At 56.5% G+C, this 18,814-nt stretch carries 13 protein-coding genes; 1 reads left to right on the plus strand and 12 read right to left on the minus strand.

Features of this window, described 5'->3' with window-relative positions; translation table 11 throughout:
- Positions 1-187: 187 nt before the first annotated feature.
- Genes AB4P91_RS18030 through AB4P91_RS18045 form a run of 4 tightly spaced genes read right to left on the minus strand, consistent with a single transcriptional unit; the run spans position 188 to position 7,658 of the window.
- The gene (locus AB4P91_RS18030; protein WP_224795315.1) at positions 188-1,186 is read right to left on the minus strand and encodes a tetratricopeptide repeat protein; all 999 of its coding nucleotides are present in this window, start codon (positions 1,184-1,186) and stop codon (positions 188-190) included.
- A gap of 16 nt (positions 1,187-1,202) precedes the next feature.
- On the minus strand, positions 1,203-4,733 hold the full coding sequence (locus AB4P91_RS18035; protein WP_224795314.1) for a LysM domain-containing protein: 3,531 nt from the start codon (positions 4,731-4,733) through the stop codon (positions 1,203-1,205).
- A gap of 28 nt (positions 4,734-4,761) precedes the next feature.
- Positions 4,762-5,619 (minus strand): DUF4123 domain-containing protein, encoded by an 858-nt coding sequence (locus AB4P91_RS18040; RefSeq protein WP_150591955.1) that lies wholly within the window; start codon positions 5,617-5,619, stop codon positions 4,762-4,764.
- Complete coding sequence (locus AB4P91_RS18045; protein WP_150591954.1) at positions 5,610-7,658, minus strand: type VI secretion system tip protein VgrG; 2,049 nt, start codon at positions 7,656-7,658, stop codon at positions 5,610-5,612. The genes AB4P91_RS18040 and AB4P91_RS18045 overlap by 10 nt, the downstream gene beginning before the upstream one ends.
- A 374-nt stretch (positions 7,659-8,032) precedes the next feature.
- On the opposite strand from AB4P91_RS18045, the gene AB4P91_RS18050 reads away from it, so the two are divergent.
- A complete protein-coding gene (locus tag AB4P91_RS18050) occupies positions 8,033-9,334 on the plus strand; it encodes an OprD family porin (protein ID WP_395603347.1) in 1,302 nt (433 codons plus the stop codon).
- 132 nt (positions 9,335-9,466) lie between these two features.
- On the opposite strand, the gene AB4P91_RS18055 is transcribed toward AB4P91_RS18050, so the two are convergent.
- The 8 genes from AB4P91_RS18055 to AB4P91_RS18090 all read right to left on the minus strand — a co-directional run bounded on the left by AB4P91_RS18055 (position 9,467) and on the right by AB4P91_RS18090 (position 18,723).
- On the minus strand, positions 9,467-10,672 hold the full coding sequence (locus tag AB4P91_RS18055) for a hypothetical protein (RefSeq protein ID WP_395603348.1): 1,206 nt from the start codon (positions 10,670-10,672) through the stop codon (positions 9,467-9,469).
- A 202-nt stretch (positions 10,673-10,874) separates the two neighbouring features.
- Positions 10,875-11,495, minus strand: a complete 621-nt coding sequence (locus tag AB4P91_RS18060) for a hypothetical protein (protein WP_395603349.1) — start codon at positions 11,493-11,495, stop codon at positions 10,875-10,877.
- A 46-nt stretch (positions 11,496-11,541) separates the two neighbouring features.
- Complete coding sequence (locus tag AB4P91_RS18065; RefSeq protein ID WP_150597844.1) at positions 11,542-12,480, minus strand: carbohydrate kinase; 939 nt, start codon at positions 12,478-12,480, stop codon at positions 11,542-11,544.
- A gap of 13 nt (positions 12,481-12,493) precedes the next feature.
- A complete protein-coding gene (gene xylB / locus AB4P91_RS18070) occupies positions 12,494-13,990 on the minus strand; it encodes a xylulokinase (protein WP_395603350.1) in 1,497 nt (498 codons plus the stop codon).
- Positions 13,991-14,196: 206 nt separating this feature from the next.
- Entirely contained in the window at positions 14,197-15,669 is a 1,473-nt protein-coding gene (locus tag AB4P91_RS18075) for a mannitol dehydrogenase family protein (RefSeq protein WP_395603351.1), read from the minus strand.
- Between the two features lie 19 nt (positions 15,670-15,688).
- The gene (locus AB4P91_RS18080; RefSeq protein ID WP_150591947.1) at positions 15,689-16,792 is read right to left on the minus strand and encodes an ABC transporter ATP-binding protein; all 1,104 of its coding nucleotides are present in this window, start codon (positions 16,790-16,792) and stop codon (positions 15,689-15,691) included.
- Positions 16,793-16,957: 165 nt separating this feature from the next.
- Complete coding sequence (locus tag AB4P91_RS18085; protein ID WP_150591945.1) at positions 16,958-17,788, minus strand: carbohydrate ABC transporter permease; 831 nt, start codon at positions 17,786-17,788, stop codon at positions 16,958-16,960.
- Between the two features lie 8 nt (positions 17,789-17,796).
- Positions 17,797-18,723, minus strand: a complete 927-nt coding sequence (locus tag AB4P91_RS18090; protein WP_150591944.1) for a carbohydrate ABC transporter permease — start codon at positions 18,721-18,723, stop codon at positions 17,797-17,799.
- Positions 18,724-18,814 lie beyond the last annotated feature (91 nt).

Raw genomic sequence — 18,814 nt, forward strand, 5'->3', positions numbered from 1 at the left:
GGATGGAGTCCCTAAGAGTTTATTCGGATCTTCTAACTAATAGCTATCACTTAACCTGTTCGTCTGGAGAAAAGATAAGCGGTGGATGAATACTCTAGCATTGTTTTTGCCGCATTTTTCCAGTGGACTCATTGGTGCTCGGACGAATGGGAGATCAGTAGGGTTCGCCGAATATATATGCCCTGTTTCATCTGCCGAGTTTTTCGGGAAAGAAGGAAAGTGGTGGATGAGTATCTTTCCATTCTTTCGCCACCGCTTCTGAGTTTTTGATCTGTTCAGGAGTCATTTTGCTACCGATCTCTTCGAGCGTATCTTGAACGAAATCTTGAATTGCACCGCCGCCATCCAGCTCTTTTAATAGTGAAATTAATGCATATCCCTTTACTAGGTCCAAAGGATAACCAACTTGGTCGGGGGTGTGTGCAATGTAAGAGCCGTAACTACCAATGGCGTTTTGGTCGCCTGTTTCAGCGGCAGCCTGAAGCCAGTGGCGGACACCCTCAAGATCACCTTTCTTGTAGAGGATCTCAATGTAATCCATCATTGCTTTCGGATTACCACCCTCAGAGGCTGCTTTCAACCATTTGCTTACGGCTTCTTCTCGACGTCCAGGAACAAGGAAAACCCCTTCGCCTTGGCGATCGCCAACCGCCATCCAGTATTGTGCAAGTGCGTAACCTGCGGTAGCGGATTTTTCTAACCAAGTACGATCAAAAGTTATTTCATACATTAAATACAGCGACTCGGGGTCGCCTTTGCTTGCTTCTTTTTTTGCTAGTTCTGTAGCTTGGCTTAACCATTCGGCGCTTGATTTCTCACTAGGAGGGCAATTGCTCATTTTTTGGCAAATATCATCGTTTTGCCGCCCTAACTGAATCATCGCAAATATTGAGCCATTTTTTGCAGCGGTTTCGTACCATCGCTGCGCTCCGGTAGTCATATGCCGATTTCGCTTTCGAAGTGCCTCCCCTAAATAATATTGCGCATCTATATCGCCGTTTTCGGCTTCTTTCTCTAGGTGGGGTATAGCCGCGTCGATTTTTAACTGGTTATATAAGATTATTCCGTTTTTTAGGGCGCCATTTTTTTCAGTCTCTGACGCAGATGCATATTTTCCTGCGTTAAAGATTGCAGAAGCTACAAAAGTTACAATAATTAGCGATCTAATTGTTTTAGATGTATTCATTTTTCTGCAGGACTCGTCAGTAGTTTTTCAAAAGTGGCGTCGCTCCGCTTGGGGAGTAGTCCGGGATGGGAATAAAATATTTTTTGCAATAATCCGCTCGATTTGCACCAAGTAATTTGACGTGATTTTTGTAGCGCTCCCGAGCACTGTTACTTTGTTTGTCTAGTAATCTTTGAACGCCTTCAGCCATAAAGCTATCTAGAGCAGATTTATTTCTGCAATAGTCCTGTTCTGAATCCGAAGTTTTTGTGCCGAACTCATTCATCGACATGCAAGCTATTTCAAATTGGCTTTGCGCCTTGTCTAATGTATTGTTTTTCTGCGCATTCTTAACGATCCATCCTAGGATTCGCTCAATTGCTTTTTGCTGGAGTGCATGGGCTGCTCGCTGCTCGTACGTACGTTTTGCGCCTGTACTGTTTATAGAGAATGCCTCAGGAGCGCTGATTAATGTTCTAAATAATGGCCCTAATGCTCCAGGGATTGCATTAACACACCACTCCTCGAGCTCATCTTGGTTGCCGAACTCCACGATTGCATCTGCAATTGGGCCTCCTTTGCCACTACGGGTCAAAGCTTGATACAGGTTCATCACGACATCCCAACGCAACATATACGCCATCGCAACATTCAATCCGGCAGCACCCAGTGCATTAAGTGCAGATGCATACTCACTCGCCTCGGGTTCCATCCACTCAACTTTACCGCCTTTAGTTTTATGAAGTTCTTTGCGATACAAATTGATAAGGTCAACTACTGCCTCGTAACCAACTTCAAACTTGAAACTACCATTGGCACCAGGGCCAAGTACCACAGCCGCTTTCAAATTGAGAATAAACCGTCCTTTATCCAACGAAATCTGCGCAGTCCCCTGAAAGCCTGCGCCTAACGCAACACCCACAGACCCGCTCAGTTTGGCGAGGGTTAACCATGGATTCGCTTTCTTCGCATTCTTGTCGCTGCCTATGCCCATCGTTGGGGCGGTGCGCAGTGCGACGAGTTCTTTTGGTGGTGCCCAGTTCAGTGCTCCGGTGAGTTCGATGGCGGCTTGCAAACCTCCAAATACATTGAAGTTTGCTTTTGCGCCGTTTTCGATTTGCACTTTGGCGAAACGTCCGCCCCGCAGCTGATCTGTACTTTTGGAATCGGTATAGGTAGCGGATTTCGACTTGTGTTCAAGGTCGGGAGTAGGGCTGTCGTCACCGCTGTCTGTCTTGGCTTTCTTGGCGGCTTCGTGATCGGCGCGTTCTTCTTTTGCGGAAGCATCTTCACGCTGTGCGCGTTTTACAGGGCTCAGTGACGCTCCGTACTTGACGTTACCGAATATCGGGCTCAATTCGACGGTGCCTGCCAACAGCAGGGATGCTCCTGCGTAGCCCCAGGCCTTTACTCCAAAGTGAAAGGAGAACCGGCCAAAGCTCATTTTCTGAGGTACCCCGTCCAGGGAGTAATCCAGCGTTATGTCGGTAGCGCTTTCTTTGGCAGGCATATCGACTTTCATCAACTGCACTTCGCCGCGGGCCAAGTCCAGGCTCAATCCCATCTCGCCAGATATCTGGAAGCCCTCGGCGGCGGACATTTTCGGGCCTTCGAGCTTCACTTCACCATGAATACTGGGTTGTGGAGGTGTCAGGCAGCGGACGAATTGAGCCTGAGGGCTGTTATCGAAGAGTCTTACTTTGCCGCGAACACTTTTCTTGAATACCAGTTGCTGAAGGTGCTTGCCCCAGTTCGTCAGGGCTGCATTGTCCTCAAGTTCAGTAACCTCATAGCCTTCCTTTTTCAGATGAGCATAAAAGTCGTTTGCTTTGAACCAACCTTTTTCATCGAAACAGTCGCCAACCTGATCACTGAACTTGATGGCGCCCTGATCCAAAAGCCATTGGCGGAAGGAGTTGATTTCACTGTTTTTATCGGAGCCTTCGGTAGCATCCGTGGGTAGGCTTTGAAAAGGTTTCTTTATTGCGCTGACAGCTTTTTTAGAATCCGCGGCCATGATCTTTTTTGCGTCTTTCAGGTTCGTCATGCTGAACCAGCCCAAAGGCGTGCCCTTGGCATCAGAAAGACTGACTTCACGCAGCGGGAAGCCGGGTTTTACCATCCGGTCGACTGGCTTTGGCTGAAACGCCTCTGCATCCCAAATCAAGTGACGTCCTATTTTCGAGGCCTTCACATTGTTCTGAGCAGTGGTTTGCAGGTCGTCCATGATTTTCTGTAGGCTGTCCCATTCGGCACGCTCGACATCAACCAAACCCGCCGGCGCCTGGGCGTTTTGGCCGGTGGCTTCGATCCAGCGTTTGTACTTTTCCTGAAGCTGTGCGGTTACTTCGGACTGCTTCTTCTCGGTGTCCAGATACCGCTTGAATTGCTCAATGCCAGATGGAAGGCCATCGCTGATCAGAGCGAATTCCGGAAGTGCGATGCCGTACTCGGACGCCCTGATAATGGATTCGGTGTAAGCGTAGTAATCCAGTGCGTCAGAGTTTTTGTATAACGTGTAAGCGTATCCGACGAGATCGGCAGTACAGTCATTCATGCCGCTGCAGATATTGTCGTAACTTTTTTTCTTTTCAGCCAAAGCCTTCGCGACGTCTTCCAATGGAACCTGCTTGAAATCCTTATTGCTTAGGAGTTTCTTGCGAGCTTCTAGATAAGTTTGCACACGTGCGCGGGCTTCAATCGACTCTTTGGAGTACAGCGAGCCGCTTTCGTAGGTGTAGCCTTCCAGCTTCGCAGCCGCTACCGCTTCTTTTTTTAGCGCGCGCCACTCCGCCGTCTGCTTTTGAAAGTCGACAAGCTCTTTGTGGATGCCTTGTTGATTAGCCAAGTCTGCCGTTAGACGGTCGATGCGAGATTGCGCGGTGTCCTCTTGCGTGGACTGTGCAGGAGCCGGTGCCGGTTTGTTTCGATTAGCTTCGTTTTGCCTCTTTTTAGCGGTGGCGGGATCGATATTTATCTCATCTCCCATCGCTTCAAACTGTTCCATACGAGCACGTTGGGCGCCGGTGAGGAAGTTGCTCAACTTGGGCTCAAGGAAGTATTCAAGCAAACCCGATTCTTGCAGCCCGTTCAGGCGCTCATCACGGGGTTTGTTGGGTGCAATCATTTTCTCCAGCGCGAACATCGACTCCTTGATGGCGGACTTTGCACGTTCAGGGAGCAGCCAGAACTCTTGCTCCTCGGTCGCATAAATCGCGCTGGCAAACTTTTTAGAGCACGGAGGCGCGTGCGGTTTGAAAGTCTTTGAATTCTGATCTGGAGCGTCTTTGACGGGATCGAGTTCAACCATGTCCTGGGCAGAGCACTGAGTAGCAGCTTCGGGGGTTGCCTGCGCAGGGGGTTGAGGCGTAGCGGAAGACTGAGCAGCAGGCGCAGCCGAAGAGGCTTGCGTGCTTTTCGGTACGCTCAAATTCCAACCGACTTTGACATTGTCAGGATTGGTAATGAAGGGGTTGAGCTGGCGAAGTTGCGCCACGGTGCTGTTGTAGCGCGAGGCGATCTGGTCCAGGGTTTCGCCCGGCATAACGGCGTGATTCGTGATTTCCATGGTGATTCCGTTCTGTTGTCGCGTCGCCCTAACGTTGGGCGACCGCGGCTGATTCCAAGAGCCGATCTACTTTGATAAACGACTCGTCCTTTGATTGCAGGATTGCCATGATCTCGGGCCGTGTTTCAAACAGTGCACTGTTCACCACATGGCCAAGCTTGAGCAGGTGATCACCGTCATAAATGTTGCATTGAAGCAGCAGGTCGAGATTGTCAGCTATGTCATTCAAGCGATCATCGCCCGGCTCATCGAATGAGGCATATTCCTCGTCCACCCAATACAACCATCCAAGTCGAGCTTGTACCTGTGCGGCGGCCTCCGGAAGATTGAACGCCGCTCTGGCACCGGGCCATGTAGATTTCTCGTTAGCGACCCAGGCCAGCCATGGGCCGCGATGTTCACCGAAATGCTTTGGGGCGGGGCAGTAGACCGCGCTCCAGCAACCCATCAACTGATCAAAGGTTTTATCGGCGGTGTACGTTAACGCTGCCCACAGGCTCGGTTTGTGAAAGCTCAGCAAACTCTGTCCACCGGAGCCGTCGTTCGCTTTGAGTAGCCAGCGCGCGTGAGCCAGGGCTTTTGCAGGATCGGGTGTTGAGATCGCAATTCCTGAAAAGCGTTCCTTACAAAGTTTTGCAGCTTCGGCAGCTACTTTGCTGCCCTTGGGCGCTACCAGCCACAAGGGGCCATCAGGCATAGCTGCGAAATCTGTCGAGAAAAACAGTCCTTGGGAGACAACCGGTTCGCCTGTGCGGTAGAGCCGAACCAAGGCTTCTGGCTGGAGGCCTCGGTCGATGATGAAACATAGCGACTCGCTGGCAGCCGGCAGGTCCGAGAAGTTGTAGCGGGGCTCTGCTAGGAGAGCGCTTAGCGCTTTTACATGCATGTGCAATCCTTACGGCTGCAAGCGCCGTTACTTTGTTTTCCGCACAACGGTGTAATGCCTGACTCATTCAAACGGACGGGGAGCGGTGCTTTGCCCGCCTTATCCGCATCCGCCACCTTCATCGGCCCCGGCAGCAACGGCGCGGCAGGCGTCCCAACCCCAGGCGCACCCCCGGTATTAACCTTCACCTCAGCGCCACTAATCGTCACACCACCCGCATCAACCTTCACAAAACTCCCACCAGCCTTGGCCGTGAGCTCCATGCCCCCCTCAACCACGACCTTTTCGCCAGCGTGATAGTGAATCTCCGTGCCGGCTTCGACGAATTGAGCAGTCCCCACCTTCACATGCTGAGTCACACCGACAGTCAAATGATCATCCGCACGCATTTCGCTTTTACGATCCAGATGCGTAATCCGGTGTTCTTCAACCTTGAACTCGCTCAGCGTATTGGCTTCAACGGTGTCGTGCCGTTCGTTGCCCACACGAATTTTCTGGTCGTGCTCGATGTTTTCGTCCCAATCGCGCTGGGCGTGGATGTAGATCTGCTCGACGCCTTTCTTGTCTTCGATCCGAAACTCGTTGTAGCCCTTGCCGCCCGGTGAACTCAGGGTTTTGAAGGTGCTGCGGGTTTTGTTTGCCGGCAGGTCGTAGGGGACGACGTTTTCCTTGTGGTACAGGCAGCCGGTGACGAGTGGCTGGTCGGGGTCGCCTTCGAGGAAGGTGACGAGGACTTCCATGCCGATGCGCGGGATGGCGATGCCGCCGTAGGCTGCGCCGGCCCAGCCGCTGGCGACGCGCATCCAGCAGGTGGTTTTGTCGTTGGACTGGCCGTCGCGGTCCCAGTGGAACTGGACTTTGATGCGGCCGTATTGATCGCAGTGGATTTCTTCGCCGGCCGGGCCGGTGACGACGGCGGTCTGGCTGCCGAGGACTTTCGGTTTCGGGTGTTCGAGGGCAGGGCGGTAGTGCGCGTCCCACGGGGTCGCGATGAAGCTGTTGCGGTAGCCCTGGTGGAAATCGCTTTTGTTGTCGGTGACGTCGCTGGTGACGTTTTCGCCGAGCACTTGCGGTTGTTTGCCTTCGTGGAAGACTTCCAGCAGCAGCCACAGGTCGTTCCACTCGGCGCGCGGGTGTTCGGCGAGGGTGAGGAAATGGCCGCTGGTGAGGGTCGGTTCGTCACCTTTGCCTTCGGCGAGTTTGTAGTCGCTGCGATGGCGTTCCAGTGCTCGGGTCGAGAGGAATTTGCCGCGCTCGCGAGTGGTGAAGCGGCCGGGGTAGTCGTAGTCCTCAAGGTCCGGAGCGAACTCGGACTTGACCGCGCCTTCGGGCAGGATCTTCGGTTTTTCGAAGTCGTAGTCGCGGCGGCTGACGCGGGTGGTGCGGGTTTCCAGGCGCAGGTTAAAGCGCTTGATGACCGGTTTGTCAGCGCTCATGCCGGAGTCTTGCTGATAGCTCACGGCTTTGAGTTTGCGGAACACGGTCTGGTCGTCGCCGAACACCAGTTTGTGGCCGCTGCTGCTGTGCTGGAAGTGGAAGTGAATGCCTTCCTCTTCGCACAAACGCTGGATGAAATGCAGGTCGGATTCGTCGTACTGCACGCAGTAGTCGCGTTCCGGGTACTCGGCACTGAGCTGGAAACTGTAGGCGTCGGCAAGAATGCCGCGATCTTCCAGCACCTGAGCGATGATCTTCGGCACGGTCAGTTGCTGGAAAATCTGCTGATCGTGGTTGTGCCGCAGATAAGCGAGTTGCGGCACCAAGCTGATGCTGTAGCGCGTCAGGGTCTTGCCGGAATCGCCTTGCTCGATGCGGTACACCAAACCGTGGATCGTGCCTTCGCCGGTGGCGCCGAAGGTCAGGACGCCGCGCTTGTGCAGCAGCTCTTCGAGTTTGAGGTCGGGGCGAGCGCTGACCAGTTCGAGGTCAAAACGGAACGGTTCGTTGAGGGCTTCGCGACCGGTGAAGCTCAGCACTTGCAGGTCAGCGGAAACGCCTTCGAGGGTGAGGGTGATGTGGGTTGCGTTGGCGTCCAGCATGCCTTGAATTCCGTCCGTTGAATAAGCAGGAGGTGGATGTTGCAGGATTAGACCGTCTCGTTCAAGGCGCAAATGCCGTATGCCCAGCCTGTGCGGGTTATAGGGAAAACCCTTAGGACGAACGTTCGGCCCAATAAAATCGGCTATTCCCCAAAAGCATGGCTCGCCAATCTGGAGGGTTCAAACGACAGAGCGCCGAAGAATAGCCAGTCAGTTTCAGACTAAAGTCGTCTGTAGCACGTCAAAGCCATCTGCCATCATTGCGACTCACCCCTGCGTGTTCACTTCCTCTCGGCGCTTCATTGATCCGGGACGGGAGCTATTTTTCTGGCTTATTGCGCCTTTGCGCAAACGCTTCAATGTTGGAGTTTTTCATGCGTCCCCCATTTTTTCTCATCACCCCGCGCCAGTCGTTTGGCTTCGGAGCCTTTGTGCTGTGCGCCGGTTTCACCGCGCAGGTGCAGGCCAGCGGATTTCTTGAAGACACAACGGCGAAAATCGAGTCGCGCACGGTGTACTTCAACCGCGATTTCCGTGATGGGCATACGTCCAACGATCAGGGCGCGTCCAAACGTGAAGAGTCGGCGCAGGGTTTCATTCTCAATCTGCAATCGGGTTACACCGAGGGCACGGTTGGCTTCGGTATCGATGCGCTGGGCATGCTTGGCTTCAAACTGGATTCCAGCGCCGACAGCAGTAACAGCGGTTTACTGCCGTCCAGCGGGCAGGATCCGCGCGGTTCGAAAGATCAGTACGCGAAAATGGGCCTGACCGCGAAAGTGAAGGTTTCGGACACGGTGCTGAAGTACGGCGCGCTGCTGCCGGATCTGCCGCTGCTCAAGTACAACGATGGTCGTCTGCTGCCGACGATGTTCAATGGCGCACTGCTGACTTCAAAAGAAGTGAAGGATCTGACCTTCATGGCGGCGCGTCTGGACAAGTACACCGCGCGTGATTCCACCGATTCACAAGACATCCGCGTGCACTGCAAGAACAAGCGCTACTCGTGCAACACCACCGCCGACCATTTCGACATGTACGGCTTCGACTACAAGATCAACGAACGTCTGACTGCGCAGTATCACTACGCCGAACTTGAAGACATCTATCGTCAGCACTTCGTGGGGTTGTTGGGCAATCAGCCGCTGGGCAACGGTGTATTGAAAGCTGATTTGCGCTTGCTGAAAAGTGCCGACAGCGGCGATGCAAAGGCCGGCTCAATCGACAACCGGGCACTGAGCGGCATGCTGTCTTACGCCATCAGCGGCCACACTTTTAGTGCTGGCTGGCAGCGCATGAACGGCGACAACTCGATGCCGTATCTCGATGGCAGCAACCCGTATCTGGTCAACTATGTGCAAGTCAACGACTTCGCCGCTGCGCAGGAACGCTCCTGGCAATTGCGTTATGACTACGACTTCAAGGCGATCGGCATCAACGGTCTGAGTTTCCTGACGCGTTATGTGAACGGTGATCACATCAAGGTCGTGGGCAGTGATCAGGAAGGCAAAGAGTGGGAACGTGACAGCGAGTTGAAGTACGTGATTCAGACGGGGACGTTCAAGGACGTGAGTTTACGCTTGCGTAATGCGACTTACCGGACGAATTACCAGCAGTTTGCCCGGGATGTGGATGAAACCCGGTTGATTGTGAGTTACAACTTTTCAGTGTTGTGACCGTTGGATTTTCGGATTTGACCCAACGCTATGGCGGGCAAGCCCGCTTCCAGAAGGATGTCCAGTGAACACGGATTCTGTGTTCGCTAGACGTCCAATGTAGGAGCGAGCAATTTCAAGTAACGCGTCGCTTCAAAGTCCGGGAAGTGAAACCTGGGAAGCCTGCGCGCTGCCGGAAGGAGTCACGCCATAACCACCGCCAAGGGTGCCACTGATGGAGATTGCCTTCGCGAGGTTATCTCCAGTTCCTGCCATTCCCAGTACTTCAGTCAACCCTTCGGCAGGGCTCCAAGTGTAGACGCCCAGCGGCGCATTCGAATCAGTGGGCACGCAGGTCATGATGGTCTTGTCGACAGCCTGGGCAAGTGCGTCGACCTGGATGAGATTGCAGCCAGAAGGCAGGGGCACATACGGTGCCTGATTGGGCACTTGGCGCCACAACCGCTGCCGTACTTTTTGCCCAGGCGTCGTATTCGTCTCCTTCACGACGATGAGGTCGTTTTCGTTGAAAAACTGGGTCTCGGTTGCGTAGCCATTCGCAGACACCAGTGTTGTCGGCACTGCGTCGAAACTCGACCAGAAAGCCGCTCTGTCCGGTCCATCCGCGTATTCGCAAGTGCCGGCAGCCCTATTACTGTTATTGATCGCGGTAAGTACGCAGTTGTTTACATCTGCAGGAACCTTGAGTGTGGACAAAACATATTCCGTTCCATTGTAGATCGCAACCTTCGGAACAATCCCGCAATTGAGTGCAATATTTGGAAGACCGTTGTTAGCCTCATCGTTAATGTCGACAACTTTACAATTATCATAGAGGTTGGAAACCATTATCGGCTTTCCTTCACCGAACAGCGGCCAGATGACGGCCGTTGGTCCCGCGACGCCGGAACTTTGCCCTGCCACATGCCCGAACAGGTTGGCCGCTCTATACTCAGCTGTCAGGTCCAGAGGCAACGGTTTGAGCTGGATTGGCCGAGCCGAGGGCGTATTGAGAGACCATGTCACAGGGACCTTTGCGCCAAGCAGCGGATTACAGCCCCCCACCATCACGTTGACCCCCATATGAAAAGGCACGCACGACCTGCCGGCAACCAATGGCCGCAGGTAGGTGAAGGATGATGGTGGGCGAAAAAACCACGTCTGCTCTGGAGTCTGTTTTATGCAGGCGCCCAGTACGTTACCGTTATCGGTGACTGCCGCGGTCAAACATATCTTGCCGATCGGTCCGACCAGCACGGCTTGAGGGGGCGCCGCTTGAGCGGGACTGAGCATCGACATCAACAGCGGTAAAAGTACAGTGGTAGAAATGACGGTTGGTCGCGCAAGGGAGAAGTTCATGACGGATCTTCCATGTTCGTCGTTCAGGTTTTGCAAACAGGCGTCGATGCAGAATTCGATGTCCTGGCCTGACGGCGCCGTAGATGCTAATGGCGCGGTCGAACTTAGTAGAAAGGAGAGACAAGGCGCAGGCAACTGGCATATCTGACAGGTGACTACATGCTCTTTGCCATGCTAGAGCTAGCGAGTGACTACACGGGTGTTACAACCAATGCCAGAACCGGCTCCAGAACCCGCGATTCAGATCCTCCTTGCAAACAGCATATTGCTGCGCATACATGTCGGAACGATTCTGCACCTTGCGCGCCGTCGGCATCAGCCACGCCTTGCTGGCGTAAGTCTTGTTGCGATAACCGCCCCAGCCCTCGTGATAGTTGAGGTACTGGCCATAGGCGTCGTATTTGTAGACGCCGTTGATCGAGGTGGTCTTGTCCATGTACCAGCCGACGAAGTCGATGGCGTCGTCGAAGTCTTCGCGGTCGGCCCAGTTTCTGCCGGTGCTTTTCTGGTAGTCGGACCAGACTTCATCCTTGGCCTGCGCATAGCCCGATGCGGTCGAGACGCGGCCCCACGGAATGACCCAGAGCAGGTATTTGCGTGGCGTCTTGGCGTCGTAGCGGTAGCCGGACTCCTGATACATGATCGCGAATGGCACTTGGATCGGTACGCCCCAGCGCTTTTGCGTGACTTGCGCGGCGTCGTACCAATCGCTTTTTTCCCGGAAGATCTCGCAGATGTTTTCAGGCGAGCGGGGCGGCGAGGTGCCGCAGCCCGTCAACAGCGCCGCGAGTATCAATAGTCCAATTGTCTGCCGAGAATTCAAAAGCCGTCATCCTGTCATGCGCATAAAAGGGCGACAGTTTACGCGCTCAGGCCAATTGATGACGATAGGGCAGATCCGGACCGGTCTTGCTGCAGGTCAGCGCTGCCGCTTGCACGGCGAACTTGAGCATGGCGTCGATCTGTTCGCGGGCCAATTGCTGCACGCCTTCGACCGAGTCCAGACCCTGCTCGGTCAGCCAAGTAATCAATGCAGCCTGGAAAGTGTCACCGGCGCCGACGGTATCGGCGATCTTCACAGGACATGCCGGCACCGACCAAGACCCATGGGCGCGGCTGAACACGCTTGCGCCTTCACCGCCACGGGTGAGGAATACCATGTGGCAGCGATGCTCCAGCCAGCCTTCGATGACCCGCTGCGGATCCTGCTCGGGATACAGCAGGCTCAAGTCTTCATCGCTGACTTTGATCAGATCGGCCAGTTGCACCAGCGTGGCGATTCGTTCGCGCCACAGGTCGATATTTGGCTCGGGATTGAGGCGCACGTTGGGGTCGAGGCTGATCAGGCGTTTGCCGCTTTCACGCCGCACCAGCGCCAGCAGTGTGTCGGCAATCGGCTGCACCACCAGCGAAAACGAGCCGATGTGCAAGCCGCGTACTTCGGGGCCTAGCGTAGGCAGATGCGCCAGGCTCAGTTGCCGATCAGCGCAGCCTTCACCGCGAAAGCTGTAATGCGGCGAGCCATTGGCACCGACGGCGACCATCGCCAGCGTGGTCGGTGCCGCGAAGTCCACCAGATAATCCGGGCACACACCTTCGTCCTGCAGCACCTGTTGCAAGCGGCGGCCGAGGTAGTCGGTGGACAGCCCACCGAACAAGGCCGAGTCCACACCCAGACGGCGCAAACCCACCGCGACGTTGAACGGCGAGCCGCCAGCAATCGCCTTGAAATTCACTTTCGAGGCCAGACCACTGGCATCGTCTTCGCTGAAGAAATCAAACAGCGCTTCGCCACACACCAAATACATAATTGTTTGCTCTTTATAGGGTTGCGACATGCCGTTGATAGCGTTCATAAGCCTGCTGGAATGCCGCGACATTGGCGGCGTTCGGCAGGGTTTCACTGCTCAGGTCAAGCTTCACGCAGCGCTGGCACAGATCGGCCAGGGTGTCTTCGTGGCCATGGGACCATGACTTGCACCACGCCGCCTGAATCGCCGCGCCAAGGGCGGCCGCTTCGCTTTGTTCGGTGCAGATGACGGGGGTGTCCATGATGTCGGCGACGATTTGGCGCCACACGGCGCTTTTCGAACCGCCGCCGATCAGGCAAATGCTGCGGCTTTGTAAACCATTGTGCCGGAGTAAATCCAGTCCATAACGCAAGCCGAAGGTCGTGCCTTCGATGGCGGCGCGGCACAGATTGGCCGGCGTCAGGTTGTCCAGCGTCAAGCCGTGCAGGCTGCCGGTGGCGTGGGGCAGGGCGGGGACGCGCTCGCCGTTGAGGAATGGCAGCATACACACGCCTTCAGCGCCGATAGGGGCCTGGGCGACGAGAGTGTTGAACTGATCGAGATCGAGGTCGAACAGTTCGCGAACCGCGCCTGTGGCGTTGGTCAGGTTCATGGTGCAGATCAGCGGCAGCCATCCGCCGCTGGAGGAGCAAAAAGTCGCGACCGAAGCCTCCGCACTGACCGTCGGCGCATCAGCATAGGCGTACACAGTGCCGGACGACCCGAGGCTCATGGTGATCGCGCCGGGCTGGATATTGCCGGTGCCGATGGCGCCCATCATGTTGTCACCGCCACCGCTGGACACCAATGCGTTGCGGTTGATGCCGAGGTGTTCGGCAATCGCGGGCAGGATCGTGCCTACCGCTTCATGCGCATCGATCAGCTCCGGCAACGCCGCTTGCAGACGTCCGCTGGGGTCGATGTCGCGCAACAGCTGCAAATCCCACTGGCGGCTGCGTACGTTGAAATAACCGGTGCCGGAAGCGTCGCCGTACTCGCTGCAGGCTCGGCCGGTGAGCCAGAAGTTGAGGTAATCGTGGGGCAGCAAAACGCGGGCGATGCGCGCGAATACGTCTGGGTACTGTTCTTTGGTCCAGAGCAGTTTTGACACGGTGTAACCCGGGGCGATGACCACGCCGAGGCGTTCCAGAGAGCCTTTTTCACCGCCCAGATGGGTGAGCAGTCGGTCGTTTTCAGCGCTGGTTTCGGTGTCGCACCAGAGCTTGGCCGGGCGCAGGACTTCGCCTTCATCATCGAGCAGCACCAGGCCGTGCTGCTGGCCGGAAACGCCGATGCCGAGGATTGCTTGGCCGTCGACATCCGCCGCCAGCAGCGCCTGGCGGGTGGCGAGGGCGAACGCTTCAAGCCATTGCTGAGTGTCTTGCTCGCGACGGCCATTGGCGCCGCTGATCATCGTGTGCGCCGCGGCGCCCTGGCCGAGCACCTGACCGCTGGCGGCATCGAGGATGATCGCTTTGGTGCCTTGGGTGCCGCAGTCTATGCCGAGGAAGAGTTGTCGGGTTGTCATGTGGGATCCAGTCGGTTAGCGGTAAAGATCAAGAGCCACCCCCTCACCCCAACCCTCTCCCCCAAGGGGGCGAGGGGGGAAAGGGAGCAGAAATTTATGCTTTTCAAATCCTGAGTTCGACTCGGTATCTCAGGTCGATGCAACTAAAAAGACCACCTCGGTCAGTTCCCTCTCCCTTTGGGAGAGGGCTAGGGTGAGAGGGCTTTTCAGGCAAGGACCCGCTCTAAAGTCCGCGTAACCCCCACCTCCCGCAAACTATTGCAGCACCATTCAAACGCGGCGACAAACTCCGCCGACCGCGGTATCGCGGTGCCGAAAATCTCCTCGACCGCCAACAAACGCGCCGTCATCAACGCATCCTCCGCCACCAGCGCCTGACAAAAAGCAGCCCGCGGATCAGGAATGGAATAGGTGTCGCCATTCTCATCCACGCCCTTCAAATACAACGCCCAGGCCGCCACCACCAACGCCGCGCGACGGGTCTCGCGCCCATCGGCAATCAACCGGTTGATCGTCGGAACCGTGAACTTGGGAAACTTCGACGAACCATCCGAACACACCCGCTCAAGCTGATCGGCAATTGCTTGGTTAGAGAACCGCGCTACCAGCGTGTCTTTGTAATCGTCCAAGTTGATACCCGGCACCGGCGCCAGTTGCGGCGTGACATCCAGGTCCATGTAAGCGCGCATGTAGCGAACGAACAGCGGGTCGTTCATGGTTTCGTGGACGAAGCGATAGCCCTTCAAAAAACCCAGATAGGTCAGCGCCAGATGGCTGCCGTTGAGCAATTTGATCTTCATCTCTTCGTACGGCGACACATCGTCGGTGAACTGCACGCCAACCTTCTCCCACGCCGGGCGACCGTTGACGAATTTATCTTCCAGCACCCACTGCACAAACGGTTCGCAGACCACCGGCCAGGCGTCGTCCACCGCGTGTTTGTCGGCCAGTTGCAGTCGGTGCGCGGTGCTGGTCATTGGGGTGATGCGGTCGACCATCGCGTTGGGGAAACTGACGTTCTGCTCGATCCAGTCGCGCAACCCTGTGTTGCGCAGGGTGGCGAAGGCCAGCAGCGCCTTGCGGGTCACCGCGCCGTTGTGCGGCAGGTTATCGCAGGACATGATCGTGAACGCCGGCGTGCCTGCGCCACGGCGTTTCTCCAACGCCGCGCAGAGGAAGCCGAACACGGTTGTCGGTGCGCCCGGGTGCGCCAGATCGTGCTGGATCTGCGGCAGGTGCGCCATGAACTCACCGTTGCTGTCGTCGATGCAGTAACCGCCCTCGGTGATGGTCAGCGAGACGATGCGGATCTGCGGATCGGCGAGTTTGTCGATCAACGCCTGCGCGCCGTCTTCGGCCAGAAGCATGTCGCGAATCGCGCCGATGACGCGCACTTCGGTGTCATCGCGGTCGCCGAGTTCGAACAGGGTGAACAAGTAGTCCTGCTCTTTGAGATCGTCGCGGGCGCGACGGTCTTCAGTGCGCAGGCCGGCGCCGCAAATCGCCCAGTCCAAGGCTTCGCCGGTGTTCATCAGCGCGTCGGTGTAATACGCCTGATGCGCCCGGTGAAAGCCACCGACACCAATGTGTGCGATGCCCTGGCGAGTGTCGCTGAGGCTGTAGGCCGGCAGTTGCACTTCGGCGGCGAGGCGGTTGAGATTCTGTGTGTTCAGTTTCATGGGAAAACTCTCGAAAAAATCAGGCAGCCGCACGCAGCGGACGGGCCAGCGCCACGCCTTCGGCATCGAATAAATGGCAGTGGGCGGCGTCCAGATAGAGGTTCAGTTGCTCGCCATAACGGCTCGCCAGATCACCGCGCACACGCATGGTCAGGGCTTCGCCTGCGTTGGTTTTGACGTGGCAAAAGGTGTCGCTGCCCAGACGTTCGCTGACATCGGCGGTGACTTGCAAGGTGCAGTCGCCCGGTTGTGCCAGCTCCAGATGTTCAGGGCGAATACCCAAGGTCACGGCGCTGCCGACGCTCAGGTGGCCGGCGTTGAAAGGCAGGGTGATGCGCGTGCCGGCGTCCAGCGCGACTTCGCAGCTTGGGCCGTCGGCGCGGGTAATCTTGCCCTTGAGGAAACCCATTTTCGGTGTGCCGAGGAAACCGGCGACAAACAGGTTGGCCGGGCTGTGATAGAGGTCCAGCGGCGAGCCGACCTGCTCGATCCTGCCGCCATTGAGCACCACGACTTTATCGGCCATGGTCATCGCTTCAACCTGATCGTGGGTCACGTAGATCATGGTCGCTTGCAGGTCCTTGTGCAGGCGCAGCAGTTCCAGACGCATCTGCACGCGCAGCGCGGCGTCGAGGTTGGACAGCGGCTCGTCGAACAGGAAGATTTTCGGATTGCGCACGATGGCGCGGCCAATCGCGACACGTTGACGCTGACCGCCGGAGAGCTGTTTGGGTTTGCGCTCAAGCATCGGCCCGAGCTCAAGAATGCGCGCCGCTTCGCCGACTTTCTGCTCGACTTCGGCTTTCGGCACACCGGCCAGGTCGAGGGCGAAGGACATGTTCTTTTTCACGGTCATGTGCGGGTACAGGGCGTAGGTCTGGAACACCATCGCCAGGTCGCGCTTGGCCGGGCTGACTTCGGTGATGTCGCGGCCATCCAGTTCGATGGTGCCGCCGCTGACTTCTTCCAGCCCTGCGATCAGGCGCAGCAGCGTGGACTTGCCGCAGCCGGACGGGCCAACGAACACCACGAATTCCTTGTCGTTCACTTCCAGGTCGATGCCCTTGATGATGGAAAAACCTTCGAAGCCTTTTTGCAGATTCTTGATTTTCAGGTTGGCCATGGTGATGGGCCTCCGCAATTTATTGTTCAGTTGAACCGGATCGGTTTTTCTGTGGGAGCGAGCGTGCTCGCGAAGGGGCCGTGTCAGTCACCCTCTTTGTTGGATGACACATCGCTTTCGCGAGCAGGCTCGCTGCCACAGGGAATCGCATTCGATTGAAGATCTTCATTTCACAGCGCCAAACGACAGCCCGCGGACCAGTTGTTTCTGGCTGATCCAGCCGAAGATCAGAATCGGCGCACAGGCCAGAGTCGACACCGCCGACAACTTGGCCCAGAACAATCCTTCAGGGCTTGAGTACGAGGCGATCAACGCGGTCAGTGGTGCGGCTTTCGAGGAGGTCAGGTTCAGCGACCAGAAGGCCTCGTTCCAGCACAGGATCAGCGACAGCAGCACGGTCGAGGCCAGGCCGCCCTTGGCGATGGGCAACAGCACACGGACCATTTCCTGCCACAGCGTGGCGCCGTCGAGGCGGGCGGCTTCGAGGATGTCTTTGGGGATGTCCTTGAAGTAGGTGTAAACCATCCAGACCACAATCGGCAGGTTGATCAGCGTGTAGATCACGATCAGCGCGATGCGCGTATCGAGCAGGCCGAAACTCTTGGCCAGCAGGTAGATCGGCATCAATACGCCCACTGGCGGCAGCATTTTGGTGGAGAGCATCCACAGCAGCGTGCCTTTGGTGCGCTGGGTTTCGTAGAACGCCATCGAGTAGGCGGCCGGCACCGCAATCAGCAGGCTCAGCGCGGTAGCGCTGAAGGAAATCACCACCGAATTCCAGGCAAAACTGAAGTAGTCGCTGCGCTCGTTGATGTGCAGGTAATTCTCCAGCGTCGGCGTGAAGATGAACTGCGGCGGCGTGGCGAAGGCGTCGATTTCGGTCTTGAAACTGGTCATCACCATCCAGAAGATCGGGAAGAAAATCACGATCGCGATGGCCCAGGCCAGGGTGCCGAGCAGCAGGCTTTGCAGCCGGCGGGATTGTTGAAGAGTCATGGCAGGCCTCAGGCTTTGTCAGTCAGGTTTTTGCCGATCATCCGCACCAGAATGATCGCGGCGATGTTGGCGATGACCACGGCAATCAAGCCGCCCGCCGAGGCCATGCCGACGTCGAACTGCACCAGCGCCTGGTTGTAGATCAGGTAGGCGAGGTTGGTCGAGGCGTAGCCGGGGCCGCCGTTGGTGGTGGTGAAAATCTCGGCGAACACCGACAGCAGGAAGATCGTTTCGATCATCACCACCACCGCAATCGGCCGAGCCAGGTGCGGCAGCGTCAGGTGCCAGAAGATGGCGATGGGACCTGCACCGTCGAGGCGCGCGGCTTCTTTCTGCTCTTGGTCGAGGGACTGCATGGCCGTCATCAGGATCAGGATCGCGAAGGGCAGCCATTGCCACGACACAATGATGATGATCGACAGCAGCGGGTAGTGCGCCAGCCAGTCCACCGGTTGTGCGCCGAACAGTTTCCAGAGGTAGGCGAGGATTCCCGACACCGGATGGAAAATCAGGTTCTTCCAGATCAGCGCGCCAACCGTGGGCATGATGAAGAACGGCGAAATCAGCATGACCCGCACGATGCCACGGCCGAGAAACTCGCTGGCCTCCAGCAAGGCACTGATCAACACGCCGAACACCACACTGATCAGCAACACGCTGCCGACCAATAGCAAGGTGTTGGTAGCGCCGGGCATGAAGCCGGAATCGGTCAGGAAATAAGTGAAGTTCTCAAGCCCCACGAACTGGTTTTCACCGGGGTAGAGCAGGTTGTAGCGAATCATCGAGAAGTAAATGGTCATGCCCAGCGGCACGATCATCCACAGCAGCAACAAGGCCACGGAGGGGCTGACCAGAAACCACCCGGGATTGGCCACGCGGCTTTTGCGCTGCGGTCGGGACAGGTCGATTTGGGCTTTGGCAGTTGAAGTATTCATGGTGATCACAACCGAGTCATACAGACCTATGAAGATCCCATGTGGGAGCGAGCTTGCTCGCGAAAGCGTCGTGTCAGTCGACATCAATGCT

This window comes from Pseudomonas sp. B21128, from assembly GCF_044218865.1.
GTDB lineage: Bacteria > Pseudomonadota > Gammaproteobacteria > Pseudomonadales > Pseudomonadaceae > Aquipseudomonas > Aquipseudomonas iridis.